The following is a 16,220-nucleotide window of genomic DNA, read 5'->3' as shown; positions in this document are numbered from 1 at the left end:
TCTTAAAAAATGAGACAATCGAGTTGTTGCGCCGTTTGTACACTCATTTGAGGCTAATAAGTCTGACTTTGTTGCGTATTTGTTTTGTATGTTATTTTATCTTTGGTGTTGATGTTGTTGGTTATGGGCGCGAATGTAACCAGATTTGATGTGATTGATATAAATAGATTTTGTCTTGTTTTTTGAGACAAAGTGAGTCGTTTTCGCTAGTTAATTAACCCGATTGCTTTGATTACTATTTGTGACGTCGAAAGCAAATGAATCAATAAGTAACTCTGTAAGGGGAAGATTATGAAAACGCAATCATTCAAAACACTAGCCATAGCCACAGCATTAATGGCAACTAGCTCTGTCGCCAATGCCGTTGAAATTGACTTCTTTGCGGGTGCCGGTGTGGGTTACCAAATGGATACGGTTGAAGGCGCAGTTAATAAAGATACCGAAGGTGAAGCGTGGCAAGGCCGCATTGGTATGTTGATTGAACAGCAGCACCGTATTACTGGTACTTTTAGCTATATGGAAGATAAGTTTAATCAGGGCGGCTCTCAATATAAGCAGGAGCAATACAGCTGGTTGGCCAGTTATGATTATTTAATTCCTGTACATAAAGACGTTAACCTATTCGTCGGTGTCACCGCGGGTGCCAATGACAACAAGATTGGTGGTAAATCATCGGCAGATTTTGTTTGGGGTGGTCAAGCTGGTGTGCAATACAAGTGGACGGAGCATTTCTCAAGCGACTTAGGCTATCGCTACCTTGCTCAAGACTATGACAAAAATGGCATCGAAATTAGTGATAGTCAGCAAATCTACCTGACGTTTGACTACAAGTTCTAAGCGTTCATTTTGTCCATCAACTCACGGTGGGTAGGTTGAAACCCACCAGTTTTATATTAACTCCCTATTTTTTGTACAGCATTTGTACGGCATAACATCCCATCTTGTTATGCCTTTTTTGTATTTGGGTCCTGCCATTATTTTAATTTATTTGAGTAGTAAGCCGATTCTGACTTATCCAGTTCTTGCGCGACATCAATAATATTGCTGGCAAACATTTTTGCGGCTAGTGACATATGTTGACGACTTGGGTAAACCAGATATGAGTCAATATAGTCAGATTCAATCTCAGGCAAGATACTGACTAATTGTTGGTTTTCTAGATGCTCAGTGACAAGACTGTAGGGCAGAAAAGCGATTCCAGCACCGGCAAGACAAAAACTAAACAGGGAACTAAAGTCGTTGGTGATTAGGCTGTAATCGATAGAAAAAGTCTGGTCATCGATCATGATATGGTTTTGAATTGTGCCGCCGGTTGAGGCAATCATTGAGTGTTGCGCTAAGTCTTCCACACAAGTAATTTCATCGTGCTGCGCCAGATACTCTGGTGTAGCAAACAGCTTTAGCTTGAAAGATGTGAGCTTTTTGGCAACAAAGCTGCTGTCTTCTAGCTTGCCTACATCAATGACAAAATCTAACCCGAGCCGAGTCAGCTCGCGATAGCCGCCTGAGACCATAAAGATCTCAAGTTTGATTTGTGGGTGCTTTCGCATGAACTCCGCTATTTGCCTATCGAGCAGTCGCTCCATAAATGGCAAGAGACCAATTCTAAGCTTCCCTTGTAACTGAGATTGCTGGTTTTCAACCATTCGGGCAGCATTGAGAAATTGCCCAACTAAAGGCTCCACTTGCTCTAAGAATTGCTCGCCACTAGGAGTTAGCGACATTGCGCGGGTGGTACGAATAAAAAGTGGCGCGCCTAATTGTTTTTCTAGCTCGCCGATGCGGCGGCTAACTAACGCGCGTCTGGTATCAAATGAATCTGCGGCTTTAGAAAAGCTACCGAGTTTAGCAACCGCTATAAATAACTCTAAGTCATTGATATTCAACTGATACACCTTAGGTTAGACAAAAGAATGAGTGTAGATGTATCAAGAGATTACTGTCAAACAACACGTTGATAAGCATGATGGAACTCACAGCGACATCATCGCTAAGCGATGAAAGTTGACAAACGTGAGGGCAAACTAAGTAGCCATTAAGCTAATAATTGATTTAGTAGCCAGGATGAGCGCGCTTAAGCTACACAAAATAAAGGTGACTTTTCGCGTCAGGTCTTTATCAATATTGTGTACATATTTACCAGCCACTTTGTGCCCTAATATCACAGAGGGCAAAAGCATGGCAGCGATAACGAGATGTTGCCATTGTACTAATCCATATATCGCCAATATGGCCAGTGCTATCATTGAGCTAAACACAAAAAACGCAGATAAAGCAGCGCGAAAGTCAGCAGCGGCTTTGCCAGCTAACAGTATTGCTAATGGCGGGCCGCCAATCGCGGCAATATTGCCAAAAATCCCCGAAAAGATCCCAGCAATAAACAAGGTGAGCTTATTCACGGGCGCAGTGATTTTATAGATGCTCAGTAACACTGCTAGCAGCACAATACCCGCAATCATTAGGCCGAGAATATCAGCTGGTGCGAGTATCAGTAGACTGGCACCAAGGAGTCCGCCTGGCACGCGGCCAATGAGTGCATATTGCAGTCCGTTAAATTCAAGCGCGCTGCGCTCGCGATATAAGGTTAACGCTGAAATCGAAAAGCCCATTAATATGACCGGCACTGGCACTAAGTCTGGGTCGACAATATACAACAGCGGCGTTGCCACAACTGCTAAACCAAAGCCAATTAGGCTTTGAGTTAGCGCACCAGCAAACATGATGATTGAAGCTAGGATAAGACTTAACGGGTCGACTATTGTCATGTTACTTCCATATTTAGTATGGCTTGAACTTGAGCAAGCTGCGCCTTGGCGCGGGAGCAAAAAATAGGTGCGAGAGTAATAAAAAATGCTTCAACCACCTGAGCGATTGAAGCATCTTAAAATTCGATATGGTCTGCAGACTATTCTACGTCTTCCCACTCGATGCCCATAGCATCCATCAATTTTTTTGCTTCAGCAGGAATTTGGTCTGGTTGCTCTTTAGATAAGTCATCGTCATTTGGCAGTGGCTGACCTGTGTATGCATGCAAGAAAGCTTCGCATAACAGCTCACTGTTAGTGGCGTGGCGTAGGTTATTTACCTGACGGCGAGTACGCTCGTCAGTTAAAACTTTTAGCACCTTTAAAGGGATGGACACAGTAATCTTCTTTACTTGTTCATTCTTTTTGCCATGCTCGGCGTATGGGCTAATATAGTCGCCGTTCCACTCAGTCATTAACTCACCTTTAGCTTTGAATTCGGGGCTGATTTTAACCCCTTATCTACGTTAGTCAAATTATTGCAACGAAATTGTGTGCAATGCAAATAGATTTCTCGATGTTTAGATGTCTATATGGCTATTTCCTATTGACGCTGATGTTTGGGTTAGGTACATTTGGACGTCTAGACATCTCTTTCTTGAGTGGTTGATTTAGGAGTCAATGATGGCCAAACCTCAAAATGCGACAGTGGCAGTGCGCCAAGGTATTGAAAGTGACACCCAGTATGGCGCAGTTGTGCCGCCGATTTATCTGTCGACCAACTACTCTTTTGATGGTCATAAAAATCCACGCGAGTTCGACTATAGTCGCTCGGGTAACCCAACCCGAAATATCCTTGGAGATACTATTGCTCAACTTGAAAACGGAGCAACAGGTGTTGTGACCTGTACCGGTATGGCGGCCATTACTTTGGTCACCAGTCTACTTGAGCCTGAGGATTTAATCGTTGTACCCCACGATTGTTATGGTGGCAGCTATCGTTTGTTCACAAATCTTGCCAAAAAGGGCGCGTTTAAATTATTGGTTGTCGATCAAACCGATGAGCAAGCATTAGCGCAGGCAATTAAGCAAAAGCCAAAAATGGTTTGGCTTGAAACCCCATCAAACCCGCTATTAAGAGTGGTGGATATTGCTGCCATTGCACAGGCAAGCCACGAGGTTGGCGCTTGGGTTGTGGTTGATAACACCTTCTTGTCGCCAATTTTGCAGCAGCCGCTCGATTTAGGCGCCGACATCGTGATTCATTCCACTACTAAATATATCAATGGCCATAGCGACGTGGTTGGCGGCGCAGTAGTCGCAAAAGATGCTGAGCTAGGCGAGTTATTACATTGGTGGTCGAATACCTTAGGGCTTACGGGCAGCGCTTTTGACAGTTACTTAGCATTACGCGGCATTCGCACTTTAGGTGTGCGTATTCGTGAGCATCAAGCCAATGCACAAAAGATTGTTGCGCTGCTAACTAGCCATGAAAGCGTTGCAAAAGTGTATTACCCGGGATTATCTGACCATCCAGGCCACGAAATTGCGCAGAAACAACAAAAAGGTTTCGGCGCTATGTTAAGTTTCGAGCTTAAAGGTGGTGAGGCCGAGGTTGTCGCCTTTTTAGATGCGCTGAAATTGTTCAGTGTTGCTGAAAGTTTAGGCGGCGTGGAAAGTTTAGTAGCCGTTCCGGCAACCATGACCCACCGTGCAATGGAGCGAGAAGCTCGCCTAGAGGCTGGTGTTGAAGACACATTATTGAGACTATCTGTCGGCATTGAGGATGGTGACGATCTAAGCGCAGACATCAAAGCTGGCTTAGATGCGGTTGCAGCTCTATAAAGCGTTAATTTTTGTCCACATATATTTAGAAAATCGCACGCAATAAAGTAAGTTGTACGCGGCACATATCGAGTATTGCCGCGTAGTTTAAGGAGTGACAAATGGCACGAGGTCATTTACATAAATTTGGTGGTTCAAGTCTGGCTGATGCGGACTGTTATCGCCGTGTTGCACACATTATATTGACCCATGGCAATAGCGACGATCTCGTGGTGGTGTCTGCCGCTGGTAAGAGCACTAACTTCTTATATAAGCTGCTAAAACTGCGTGAAGATGGCGAGTTGTGGCAAGAAGAGCTGCAGGTATTAATTAGCTTTCAGCAAAACCTGATTGAGCAGCTGCTGTCTAACGAACAAGCGCGTGACTTACGCGAGCGCTTATCAACCGATAAAGCGCAATTAGTGACTTTATTATCTTTGCCTGAGCGCAACGAATATCAACTTAATCAAGTGGTGAGCTTTGGCGAGCGTTGGTCGGCGAGACTGATGGCTGCACTCTTACGAGAGCAAGGTGTTGCAGCATCGCATGTGGATGCGTGCTCAATCTTGTTGGCAGATGAAGGCGGCGTCCCCAATATTCGCCTTGATGAATCTAAAGCGAAAGTACAGCAGTTATTGGCAAAACACCCGAATGAGCGCTTGGTGATCACCGGCTTTATTTGTGCCAACGACAATGGCGATACCTTACTGCTTGGTCGCAATGGCTCTGACTATAGCGCGACTTTAATTGCTAGCCTTGCCGATATTGGCCGGGTGACGATTTGGACCGATGTTGAGGGCGTATTCAACGCCGACCCAAATAAGATCAACGATGCCAAATTGCTTAACAGTTTATCGTTAGCTGAGGCTGACAAACTGGCACATTTAGGTTCACCAGTATTGCATTGCCGCACGCTGCAGCCACTGTTTAATACCGAGGTGAGCTTAGCGGTTCGCTCTAGCTATGCCTCTCATACCGACTTTACCTTGATCGCACCGCAAAGCTCATCAGCCAGTGCGCCAGTGGTGACTAGCCTTAATAAAGTGGCGGTCTTCTCATTTAAGATTGAAGCCAAATTAGCTGAGTTACTTGAAGTGGTGAAAGAGCTCGCGCTTAATCCATTAGGCGTGTGGAATCATGGTCAGCAAAAATGTGAAATTGCTTTTACTGTTGAAAATCAAGCGATTGTGGAATCATTACTTGTGCAGCATACGAAGCAATTTGGCATTAGCGAGCTTGAGCATCACAGTAATCTTGGTTTAGTTGCGCTGGTTAGCGCTGATGCCAAGCTGTATCGCCGCAGTTTCGCGCGTTTACTTAGCCGTGATGCCAAGCCAATTTATGAAGATAGTTTGAGCCTAGTGACTTTGGTGCCTGCGACGCAAGTGAATCTACTCACCCAAAAGGTACACCGCCGCTGCGCTGGCCCGCGCATGCGTATTGGCGTATTGCTGCTGGGGTGGGCAACATTGGTGAAGCCTGGATTGAGCTATTTAAACGTTCGCAACATACGCTTAATGGTGAGCTTGAAGCATCAGTTGATCTTGTAGGCTTAGTTAGCTCGCGCAAAGCGCTAATTCAAGAGCATGGCATCGATCTTGATAACTGGCAGCTTGAATTTGCTCAGCAAGGCAATGAGTGGCATTACGATCACTTATTTGATGAGCTGCAAGAGCTTAGCTGTGATGAAATTGTCGCGTTGGATATTAGTGCCAGTGCGTCACTAACCCTGCAATACCCAGAGCTATTTAGCCGCGGTATTCATGTGGTCAGTGCAAACAAGTTAGCAGGCTCTGGGCCGCTGCCGTTTTACCAAGAATTAAAGCAGCAACTAAGTAACCGCCGTTTATTCTGGCGCTATAATGCCAGCTGTGGTGCAGGATTACCGATTCAGCACGCACTTAATGACTTACATAACAGTGGCGATACCGTTGAAGCTGTGGGTGGTATTTTCTCGGGTACACTATGTTGGTTGTTTGAAAACTATGACGGCAGCAAGCCATTCTCTGAGTTAGTGCTTGAAGCCAAAGGGTTAGGGATCACAGAGCCCGACCCGCGTGATGATCTTTCCGGCCGCGACATGCAGCGTAAGCTGCTGATCCTTGCTCGTGAGATTGGTTTATCGATTGAGTTAGATGACATTAAGTTAGCCTCGCTAGTACCTGACGAGCTGGCACAAGTGTCGGTGGATGAGTTCTTAGGTCGCATCAACGAGCTTGATGATGAATTGCTGCGTCAATTCACATTGGCTGCTGAGCAAGACAAGGTGCTGCGTTATGTGGCGGCGCTAGATAAAGTTGATGGTCAGCTAGTTGCAGAAGTTGGCTTGCAGTGGGTGGATACGAGTCATCCGTATGCGAACCTAACTCCAGGTGATAACGTATTTGTTATCCGCAGCGCCTTCTATCAAGGTAACCCGCTGATCATTCGTGGCCCTGGTGCTGGGCGCGAGGTGACCGCTGCGGCAGTGCAGTCAGATCTGGTGCATATTTGTAAAGACTTGCTACAAGAGTGATTGGCTAGCTTGCTCCTAATTACCAAGTTAAAACACTACTAAAGGCTTCAATTGAAGCCTTTTTTATTGCCTGAAAATCATCTTGAACTTGGCTCAAGTTACTATTGAGCAAAATTCAGTTAACGATCGCCACATATGCTGATTTTTTGTCTTGACTTCAATGCTAGTTAATCTAGTATGTAACCCATAGAGACGTTTAGACGTCCAAACGGCTAGATGGTTTTGTTAGTCAATAATGTTAGCTAACTATTGATAGCTATTATTGGATAGTCGTTAAGATGCATAAATAGAATTGAAGTTGAAGGAATTGGTTATGGCTTTTCATCACGCGCAGCACTCTCACTCATTAAATCAGAGCTTAGCCGAACTAAGTGACATCAATGTATCATTTGAGTTCTTCCCTCCTTCAACCCCTGAGATGGAAGAGTTATTGTGGAATTCTATCCGTCGTCTAGAACCGCTGAATCCTAAGTTTGTGTCAGTAACCTATGGCGCTAACTCAGGCGTTCGCGACCGTACCCACAGCGTGATTGAGCGTATTCAAAAAGAAACTGAGCTGGTCGCGGCGCCGCACTTAACCTTAGTTGACGCCAGCGATGAAGAGCTAGTAGAGCTCGCTAAGCATTACTGGAATTCAGGCATTAAAGACATTGTTGCCCTTCGTGGTGACCTGCCAGATGGCAGCCCTAAACCAACGCGATTTGCTAATGATTTAGTGCGCCTGCTGCGCTCAGTGGCGGATTTTGATATCTCGGTGGCTGCTTACCCTGAGGTGCATCCTGATGCGAAAAATGCTCAGGCTGACTTGATCAATCTAAAGAAGAAAATTGATGCTGGCGCAAACCGCGCAATTACCCAGTTCTTTTTTGATGTAGAGTCTTACCTGCGTTTTCGCGACCGCTGTGTGGCGGCGGGCATTGATGTGGAAATCGTGCCAGGAATTTTGCCTGTGACTAATTTTAAGCAAACCAAACGCTTTGCCGACATGACAAACGTGGCGATCCCGAACTGGCTTCATAAACAGTTTGAGGGCTTAGAAGATGATCCCGCAACCCGAAAGCTAGTGGGCGCTAACGTGGCTATTGATATGGTGAAAGTGCTAGCCCGTGAAGGTGTGAAAGACTTCCATTTCTACACCCTTAACCGTGCAGAACTGACTTATGCCATTTGCCACACTTTGGGTGTGCGTCCAAAGTAACCCTCATTAAGGTTAAGCAGTACACTGCTTGATAAATAATGATTAAACGCGGCTTAGGCCGCGTTTTTTGTGGTTGGCAAATAAGCTCAGTGATACCGGCACACCAGCAAATGCTGGCGTGCATCGGGTTACGAGCTCATAGTTTTGTATGCTCAGGTTGAGAATAGAGAGCTAAACTTGATACTGTCAGGGTTTATCTTCCAAGAAAACAGTACAAGCTAATGACTGAGCTATCCAATAACAGTAATGTCTGCCCTTTATGCCATGGCAATAATCAGTGTGCGATGGCTTTAGGGCAAGAGTCCAGTCAGTGCTGGTGTATGTCTTCTTCGCCTAACAAACCATCCCACTTACAACCTCAGCTATTACCAATTGGTAGGCTCGTGGAGCGCTATCTTATCGATAATCCAAATAGTAGTTTGCCCGACAAGCAATGTGTGTGTGCTGCCTGTTGTATTAAGCTCGCCGAGCAATATCCGGAGTTAGTTAGCTCGTTAACCGAAGTGGCAGGCGGGCAACACGTCAGCTTGTTTAAACCATCATCCACAAAATAATGCATTTAACCGAGAGCCTTATATTTGCTGAACACACGCTGTTGTAAATTATTTGTTAATTTCAGTTGTTGGCAGTTTTTGAGCCGTTATACTTTTAGGTATTCCTTAACTGTTTGAGTAAGTTAGCTTTCTGCTTAAACGCTACAACGAGAATACTATGCTTAAGAAACTTGCTATTGTGCTTGCTGCGTTTATCGCATTGCCTTTCATTGTCGCCTTATTTGTCAAAACTGATTATTCTGTAGAACGTTCGGTTGTGATTGATAAGTCGCTGCCACAGGTGTTTAGTTATGTTCGTTTGCTTAAGAATCAGGACAATTTTAGTAAATGGGCACAAATGGACCCTGCAATGGAGAAAACCTATCGCGGCATAGATGGCACGCCTGGCTTTGTCTCTGCATGGTCCAGTGAAAACCCAGATGTGGGCGTTGGCGAGCAAGAAATCATTGCCATTGAAGAGGGCAAACGTATTGATTACGAGCTGCGTTTTATTAGCCCATTTGAGTCAGTGTCACCAGCTTATATGACAACTGAGGCACTAGGCAGTAGCCAAACAAAAGTTGCCTGGGGTTTTAGCGGTCATATGGACTACCCAATGAATCTGCTATTTTTGTTTATGGATTTTGAAACCATTATTGGCAACGACTTGCAGATTGGGCTCGATAACCTAAAAGTGGTTGTTGAAAAATAGCGCTGATTAGTCGATAGCAAGGAATTTAGGGACACATTTGGTGTCCCTTTTTATGCCCCTTAGCTCAGGTCAACCATATTTAAAAGTGCTTCAACATAAAGTAACGGGCGGGACTACCTTCAAATGCGGGCACAGTGCCGACAACCTCGAATCCCATTTTTTGATAAAAGTCAGCGGCTTGAAACTCAAGGGTATCAAGTTGGGCTACCACGCAGCCGCGCTGCTTAGCTAACTCTTCTGCCTGCTCAATTAGTTTACGTCCATAGCCTTGGCCGCGCAGGCTATCATCTATCCATAAAACTTCGATTAGCCAGTTCCGGTAGATAGTGCGCCCGCCTATGCCGCCGATAACCTTGTCTTGTGTATCCTTGATTGTTAACCCTAGTGGTAGTGGCTCCTCTGGTCCCATGTGCTCTGTTCTGTGACGTTTTAAACCGCTAATGAGTTCAGAAAATACGGCATTGTGGTTGTCTTCTATTAGTTCGATGTTCATGTCAGTGCTCGAAATTTTTTGCTTCAAAGGCTCGTGATAAATGTTAGCTATCCAGATTAACAGCATGTTTAGCGCTGTTGTCGATGATTACAGATAGCATGATATTGGTGTCGTGTTAAATATCGAACAATAAACTCGCCGCATTTGGCTGATTTTATGAGAAGTGCGCCATTTTTTTGGTTAACTTGTTTCGGGTTGTTGCGTGTTTCGGTTTAATCACGGTAATCTACAAAATTACCAAAACTGGCCTTAGAGCTAGTGGTATTTGCAATCAACAAGGTACGTCTGCGCTAATTATTAAGTCGCACATAAGCGACGCAGTGTATGGTGGCCGAATATAGCCCGACCTCGGGTTAACAATAACAATTCAAATAACAAGCGTGAAAGAGGTTTTGCATGGATATGGTCACTGAAATAGTCAACACCATTAATGGCATTGTATGGGGCGTTCCCATGCTAGTCATGATTTTGGGTGTCGGGCTATTCTTATCGATTGGTTTGAAGTTGATGCCAATTGTGAAGTTAGGTACAGGTTTTAAGCTGCTGTGGCAGGGACGAAGCAGTGATGACAAAGGCGATGTAAGCCCGTTTAATGCGTTAATGACATCACTGTCGGCAACCATAGGTACAGGTAATATTGCTGGTGTTGCGACAGCGATTGCTTTAGGTGGTCCTGGTGCTTTATTTTGGATGTGGTGCACTGCGTTAGTGGGTATGGCGACCAAGTTTGCTGAGGCTGTGCTCGCGGTGAAGTTTCGTGAAACTGACGGCAATGGCAACCATATCGGTGGCCCTATGTACTATATCAAAAACGGTCTAAGCAGTAAGTGGACATGGTTGGGTACTGCATTTGCCTTATTTGGCGCTTTTGCCGGCTTTGGTATTGGTAATACGGTGCAAACCAATTCAGTTGCCGATGCGATGCAGTCAAGTTTTGGCGTACCGACCTGGGTAACGGGTGTTACCTTGATGGTACTTGTAGGCGCTGTGCTGATGGGCGGTATTAAGCGTATCGCTGTGGTCGCAGGTAAGTTGGTGCCATTGATGGCCTTGTTTTATATCACTGCTGGTTTAATGGTATTGGTGGTGTTTGCAGATAAGATCCCTGCAGCATTTGGATTGATTATTGAATCTGCATTTAACCCTGTGGCCGCGCAAGGTGGCTTCGCTGGTGCAGCAGTTTGGGCTGCAATTCGCTTTGGTGTGGCGCGCGGCGTGTTCTCAAACGAAGCCGGTCTTGGTAGTGCGCCAATTGCGCACGCAGCTGCGCAAACCAAAGAGCCTGTCAAGCAAGGCTTAGTGGCGATGTTAGGTACGTTTATCGACACCATTATTGTTTGTTCGATTACCGGTCTGGCGATTGTGGTTTCAGGTGTGTGGAGCTCTGGTGAAAATGGCGCAGCATTAACCTCAATGGCGTTCTCTCAAGCAATGCCAATCGGTCAGTATATTGTAGCAATTTCTCTAGCTGTATTCGCGTTTACTACCATTCTAGGTTGGAGCTTTTACAGTGAAAAATGCGTTCAGTACCTGTTTGGTGATAAAGCCCTGAAGCCATTTAGATTTATTTGGACTATTGTGGTGCCGGTGGGGGCTGTGAGTTCGTTGGAGTTTATCTGGTTATTGGCTGATACCTTGAATGCCATGATGGCACTACCTAACCTGGTTGCGCTGTTATTGTTAAGCCCAGTCGTGTTTAAGCTAACGCGCGAGTATTTTGCTAAGCAGCAATAACCTCTAAATTTTAGGCATTCGCGCTTTAACGAGCAGACAGAAAAAGGCCCTTTACTCTTGGTTGGTAAAGGGCCTTTTTAGTTTGGGTTACATAAAGTCATCTTCAATATCCCTGCGCAGCTGCGCATCTTCTAAATAGTCATCAAGCTTTCTGCGTACTGCGCGTTTATGTTCAAGTGCTTGGGCTTTTTTCACATTACGCGGTTTTGCCATTTCCTCTAGTTCAGTGTCGTTAGGAACGTGCTCTGTTAGATTCGCCATAAAGATCTCCTTTAACAGGGAGGGTCTAGGTACTCAGCAGATGGATAACCATCGCGTTATTTTCAGCTTAGCAGCTAATTGAGAACTTGCTAAAGTGTCGTAAGGCAGATCTTTAAATTGTCATAAATCGAATTTCCACAAAAAAGCGCCGCCCTAGGGCAGCGCTATTTTTAACGGCAGAGTCTATTTACAGCATATTGAAGCCGTATGAGTAACCAACAACTAAGCGAGCGTCATCATCGTCTAAATCAGTTTTTGACACCATAAAGCTGATGTCACCAAAATCTGTGGCAGTTGATAACGAAACATTGTATTCAGAGTAGCTATCAGTGCCATACCAGCTAGTGATCACATCACCTTTTGAGTAACCATAGTGCAGGCCTAGGGTTAACTTTTCAGTTAATGCATGGCTGTAGTTAGCTTGCGCGTACATCATGTCTTTCGAATCAAGTGGGTCTGCGGCGATGTCGTCACCACCATGAATGGTATGCGAGTAAGACGCATCAAAGCCTTTCCAAGCGAAACCGACAGTGACTTCACCAAAGTCGATGCTGCCTGGCGCATCTGGATAGCCATAATACAGATAGTTAATATCCCAAGATAAATCTTCAGTAATATTGCCACCGAAGCCAGCATAAATATCTAACTCGTAGCTAGTACCATCGCCAAAATCAACATTTGACGCCCAGGTACCTAGATAAAAACCTGAGTCGTGAGCATAGTCGACGCCACCTTGCACTGCTGCACCATTTGATTGCGCAACACCACGCCATAAGTATTCAGATACTGCACCAACATTACCCGTTACTTCTGCACTAGCACTTGCAGTAAGTAACAGTCCTGAAGATAGCGCAACAGCTTGAATTAGTGATTTTTTCATTGTCATCCCCTCAAGTTTTATTGTGATGAACACTAGTGTTTAGGTCATAGCGTTCATGCTCGATATTTGAATGGAATTAGCTAAAACTGTGCCAAATATGAATATCTATTCAAAACAGGCGTTTAGCTAGTCAAATGATTTGATGCGCATTAGTTGTTGCTACTTTATTGAGCATGCTGTGCACTTGTATTGTGCAAAAAATGGGCTGGAGGAGATGTGTGTGCGCAATTTTGAGGCAAAAATAAACCTCCCGTTTGGGAGGTTTAGTTATTAGACACCGTTAGTTATTTTAGTTAACGCTATCTTTTAATGCTTTACCCGCTTTGAACTTAGGTACAGTTGCCGCTGGGATTTGGATTTCTTTACCCGATTGTGGGTTGCGACCTGTACGTGCTGCACGCTCAGTGGTTTCAAAAGAACCAAAGCCAACGATTGAGATTTTCTCACCGTTTTTCATCGCTTCAGTTACTGCTTCTTCGAAAGATTTTAGTGCACGGCCTGCTTCTGCTTTTGTTAAGTCAGCGCTTTCAGCCATCTTGGCAATTAATTCACTTTTGTTCATTGTAATCGTCTCTGCTTTCCATAGGGATATTGTTAAAACTTGATTAACATGCCATAACAATTCGCCCATTAAAAGTACTTTTACGTAGAAATCCCGCACTAGGGCGGGATTTGCGGGCCAACTAAAAGTTAAAATTGTGATCGACTAGTCACCTTTGCTCTGGGTTAGTCTTCTAATAGCTGATACAAGATTTGTTTGACCAGCTTAGGTTCGAATGGTTTGTCGCATAAAGCGTTCACGCCAGCACTAGACACATTACTTAAGTGAGCGTCGTTAGCTTCTGATGACACCATTAAAATGGGTACGTGAGATTGCTGAGACTGCTGGCGGATATATTGTGTCAGCTCCAAGCCATCGACACTTGGCATATTGTAGTCAGTGATGACCAAATCAAACATCGACGCTTGCATCAAGTTGATTGCCTCTTGGCCGTCTTCTGCTTCAGTAATTAGCTGAATACCCAAGTTAGTAATCGTTCGTTTAATTACGTTACGCGCCATGCGACTATCGTCGACCACGAGTACACGTAGGTTGTGCACGTCAAAGTGGCTCAGATCAAGCTCTTCATTGGAGATCAAATCAATGGTCGAGTTCAGTGCTGTTGCTAGGTGATCCGCGTTAAATGGTTTGGGGAGAATCGCCACAACACCTGATTGGCGAAATACTTCAAGTTGCTCGCGGCGGCATTCACTTGAAACCAACATGAACTGAATATCTTGAAACTCTGGGTCTTGTTTAATAAATCTAAGTAACTCGGTCGCCTCGCCGTCACTAAAGTGCAGCGCACTGGCAATTAAATCAGGTTTGTGTTTAGTGATACTCGCGGTAGCTTCTGCCAAGGTTGCCGCCGTTTCAATGTGGCTAACCCCTTCTTTTCTGAGACGGTTTATGATGATTTTTCTTTGAGTCTCAGATGGCTCGAGTAACAAAATAGATAATTCGCTTGGCGAAAGTTGATGCATAGTCTCAGGGCCTAAATTAGTCTAAATTTCGGGCACTATAGCGCAAGCTATAGCGGGTTTGTAGTTATCTTGGTGACACTATTGTTATGATTTCTGCCAGCTAATATTTACGGGTGAACCTCGGGCAGTTTAGATTTATCATTTGCTAGATACTTTTTGCTAACCTTGCTTAACGCTACCCACCATTGGAATATCACTAAACTATATAAGCCAATCGCTAGCGGGATGAGTGGAATATTGCTGCCTTGAAACTCAAGTTTTACATCTTCAGGGGTGATTTGCAGGGCGATGAGCGCGACTACAGACATGGCTATAACCCCAAGGCTTTGCAAACTGATGTAGACGTATAGCACTACATGAGCCCATTTACTTTGATACCAAAGGCCAACCAGTACAGGAAATACCCCAACAGTAAGCAGGTCAAAGGCGTTGAAAGTGACAGCGCGCCATAGACAACCAATGGCAACTAGAACATAAATGATAAAAAGTACACGCAGGCGGAAGGGCATAGTCGCTCTCTTGTTGTTATTTTTGCTGTAGAATACCGTATTCATTTTGATTTGGGTAAGTTTTAGCAAATGACAGAAGCGCAATTTTGGGCTCTCGTGACACGTACGCATGCGACGCAATCTTCTGATGAGTGCGGTGCTGCACTTAAACAACAACTGTTAGCACTCGATAGCGATAGCTTAAAGGCGTTTGACAAAATGTTTGGCCAATTGCTACGTAAAAGCTACACCTGGGATTTATGGGGCGCGGCCTACGTGGTGACGGGTTGTGACTCTGAGCATGCCTTTACTGAGTTTCAATGCTTTTTAATTTCGCTAGGTGAGCAGGCGTTTAACGATATTGTGGCTAATCCTGACAACCTTGCTGATATTGCAGACTGGCCTAAGGTTGATGATTACGCTTACCCCTTTGTTGAAGATTACGATTTGATGGCGGGGCAGGTGTACGAGGACAGAACCGGAGAGGAGTTACCTTTTGTGCCGTCTGGCAGCCACACTCCTGCGGGCAAAAAGTTTAATAATAAGCCAAAGTTTCTACGCAAGGCTTACCCTAAATTGAGTAACCTATTTCCTTTTTAGTATCGTTGTAATAACGCAGATAAACAAAAAACGCTAAGCTTTGGGCTTAGCGTTTTTTTGTTTGCTCAAATTAGCTTTAGTGCTAAAAGCTAATCTCTAATCGTTATTCAACTAGGCAAGTGCCTGATAGTTTGTCGAACTTTAAGCCGTACTGCTTACATTGCTCACTAACAAATTTACGATCAGCTTTGGCTAACTGGCTTTCAAACTCTGCTTCGATTTGCGCTTCGTATTCCATTTCGCTTACTAGCTGCTTCTGCTCAATACGCTCCAGTTGAGCGGCAATCACTTGCTCTGATGTCGCGCTTGCATGTTTTGGCGCTGCAAGGGCTGGATTGATTAAGCTAGCACCAAGTAAAAGCATGCTGGTGATAACGACAATGTTTAAACGAGTAGTTAAGGTTTTCATATGCCTGACTCCACAATAAGTTTATGAATTCACGACGTTCGTCCCTTTTACGTGTGTTGATATTAAAGGTTGATGCTTTAAGTTGTGGCTATAATATCACCGCCAACTTGAACGGTTACTGAACGGTATTCTTAACCTGGTTGTTTGCTTGATAGTTACTATTAGTTAGTACGATAGGTGGAGAAGATTGAGGTTTAGAAAGTGCTACGTACCTTGTATAAACGCTATATAGCTTATTTAAACGCTACGTACCTTGTATGAACGCTATATAGCTTATTTAAACGCTACGTACCTTATATAAATGC

At 44.6% G+C, this 16,220-nt stretch carries 17 protein-coding genes and 1 pseudogene; 8 read left to right on the top strand and 10 right to left on the bottom strand.

Going from position 1 to position 16,220, the window contains the following annotated elements; translation table 11 throughout:
- The first annotated feature begins 291 nt into the window (after positions 1–291).
- Positions 292–837 (top strand): outer membrane beta-barrel protein, encoded by a 546-nt coding sequence (locus EXU30_RS07200; protein WP_130598704.1) that lies wholly within the window; start codon positions 292–294, stop codon positions 835–837.
- A 137-nt stretch (positions 838–974) separates the two neighbouring features.
- Here EXU30_RS07200 and EXU30_RS07195 read toward each other — a convergent pair whose 3' ends face one another.
- The 3 genes from EXU30_RS07195 to metJ form a co-directional block, all read right to left on the bottom strand.
- On the bottom strand, positions 975–1,886 hold the full coding sequence (locus EXU30_RS07195; protein ID WP_165398982.1) for a LysR family transcriptional regulator: 912 nt from the start codon (positions 1,884–1,886) through the stop codon (positions 975–977).
- 138 nt (positions 1,887–2,024) lie between these two features.
- Entirely contained in the window at positions 2,025–2,765 is a 741-nt protein-coding gene (locus EXU30_RS07190) for a sulfite exporter TauE/SafE family protein (protein WP_130598700.1), read from the bottom strand.
- Positions 2,766–2,905: 140 nt separating this feature from the next.
- A complete protein-coding gene (gene metJ / locus EXU30_RS07185; RefSeq protein WP_130598698.1) occupies positions 2,906–3,220 on the bottom strand; it encodes a met regulon transcriptional regulator MetJ in 315 nt (104 codons plus the stop codon).
- 208 nt (positions 3,221–3,428) lie between these two features.
- Between metJ and metB the strand changes: the two genes are divergently transcribed.
- From metB to EXU30_RS07160, 5 genes and pseudogenes are all read left to right on the top strand, one after another.
- Positions 3,429–4,589: a cystathionine gamma-synthase gene (gene metB / locus EXU30_RS07180; protein ID WP_130603311.1), complete on the top strand. Its 1,161-nt coding sequence runs from the start codon at positions 3,429–3,431 to the stop codon at positions 4,587–4,589.
- A gap of 101 nt (positions 4,590–4,690) precedes the next feature.
- Positions 4,691–7,083, top strand: a pseudogene (locus tag EXU30_RS07175) (bifunctional aspartate kinase/homoserine dehydrogenase II).
- 313 nt (positions 7,084–7,396) lie between these two features.
- Positions 7,397–8,281: a methylenetetrahydrofolate reductase gene (gene metF, locus EXU30_RS07170; protein ID WP_130598696.1), complete on the top strand. Its 885-nt coding sequence runs from the start codon at positions 7,397–7,399 to the stop codon at positions 8,279–8,281.
- A gap of 221 nt (positions 8,282–8,502) precedes the next feature.
- A complete protein-coding gene (locus tag EXU30_RS07165; RefSeq protein ID WP_130598694.1) occupies positions 8,503–8,835 on the top strand; it encodes a cysteine-rich CWC family protein in 333 nt (110 codons plus the stop codon).
- 157 nt (positions 8,836–8,992) lie between these two features.
- Entirely contained in the window at positions 8,993–9,526 is a 534-nt protein-coding gene (locus EXU30_RS07160) for an SRPBCC family protein (RefSeq protein ID WP_130598692.1), read from the top strand.
- A 79-nt stretch (positions 9,527–9,605) separates the two neighbouring features.
- On the opposite strand, the gene EXU30_RS07155 is transcribed toward EXU30_RS07160, so the two are convergent.
- Positions 9,606–10,019 (bottom strand): GNAT family N-acetyltransferase, encoded by a 414-nt coding sequence (locus EXU30_RS07155; RefSeq protein ID WP_130598690.1) that lies wholly within the window; start codon positions 10,017–10,019, stop codon positions 9,606–9,608.
- Between the two features lie 396 nt (positions 10,020–10,415).
- Between EXU30_RS07155 and EXU30_RS07150 the strand changes: the two genes are divergently transcribed.
- The gene (locus EXU30_RS07150; protein WP_130598688.1) at positions 10,416–11,753 is read left to right on the top strand and encodes an alanine/glycine:cation symporter family protein; all 1,338 of its coding nucleotides are present in this window, start codon (positions 10,416–10,418) and stop codon (positions 11,751–11,753) included.
- A gap of 87 nt (positions 11,754–11,840) precedes the next feature.
- Here EXU30_RS07150 and EXU30_RS20240 read toward each other — a convergent pair whose 3' ends face one another.
- The 5 genes from EXU30_RS20240 to EXU30_RS07130 all read right to left on the bottom strand — a co-directional run bounded on the left by EXU30_RS20240 (position 11,841) and on the right by EXU30_RS07130 (position 14,927).
- Positions 11,841–12,014, bottom strand: a complete 174-nt coding sequence (locus tag EXU30_RS20240; RefSeq protein WP_165398981.1) for a PA3496 family putative envelope integrity protein — start codon at positions 12,012–12,014, stop codon at positions 11,841–11,843.
- Between the two features lie 187 nt (positions 12,015–12,201).
- Positions 12,202–12,894, bottom strand: coding sequence for a TorF family putative porin (locus EXU30_RS07145; protein ID WP_130598686.1), 693 nt, complete (start codon positions 12,892–12,894; stop codon positions 12,202–12,204).
- Between the two features lie 289 nt (positions 12,895–13,183).
- Positions 13,184–13,456: an HU family DNA-binding protein gene (locus EXU30_RS07140; RefSeq protein WP_130598684.1), complete on the bottom strand. Its 273-nt coding sequence runs from the start codon at positions 13,454–13,456 to the stop codon at positions 13,184–13,186.
- A gap of 164 nt (positions 13,457–13,620) precedes the next feature.
- On the bottom strand, positions 13,621–14,418 hold the full coding sequence (locus EXU30_RS07135; RefSeq protein WP_130598682.1) for a response regulator: 798 nt from the start codon (positions 14,416–14,418) through the stop codon (positions 13,621–13,623).
- 107 nt (positions 14,419–14,525) lie between these two features.
- Complete coding sequence (locus EXU30_RS07130) at positions 14,526–14,927, bottom strand: hypothetical protein (protein WP_130598680.1); 402 nt, start codon at positions 14,925–14,927, stop codon at positions 14,526–14,528.
- A 69-nt stretch (positions 14,928–14,996) separates the two neighbouring features.
- Here EXU30_RS07130 and EXU30_RS07125 point away from each other — a divergent pair, with 69 nt between their 5' ends.
- The gene (locus EXU30_RS07125) at positions 14,997–15,506 is read left to right on the top strand and encodes a DUF4240 domain-containing protein (RefSeq protein ID WP_130598678.1); all 510 of its coding nucleotides are present in this window, start codon (positions 14,997–14,999) and stop codon (positions 15,504–15,506) included.
- Positions 15,507–15,609: 103 nt separating this feature from the next.
- Here the strand turns inward: EXU30_RS07125 and EXU30_RS07120 are convergent, their stop codons facing one another.
- Positions 15,610–15,915, bottom strand: a complete 306-nt coding sequence (locus tag EXU30_RS07120) for a hypothetical protein (protein ID WP_130598676.1) — start codon at positions 15,913–15,915, stop codon at positions 15,610–15,612.
- Between the last annotated feature and the right edge of the window lie 305 nt (positions 15,916–16,220).

It is taken from the genome of Shewanella maritima, assembly GCF_004295345.1.
Classification (GTDB): domain Bacteria; phylum Pseudomonadota; class Gammaproteobacteria; order Enterobacterales; family Shewanellaceae; genus Shewanella; species Shewanella maritima.
The sequence above is the reverse complement of the archived record's forward strand: the minus strand, read 5'-3'. Positions and strand labels throughout refer to the sequence as shown.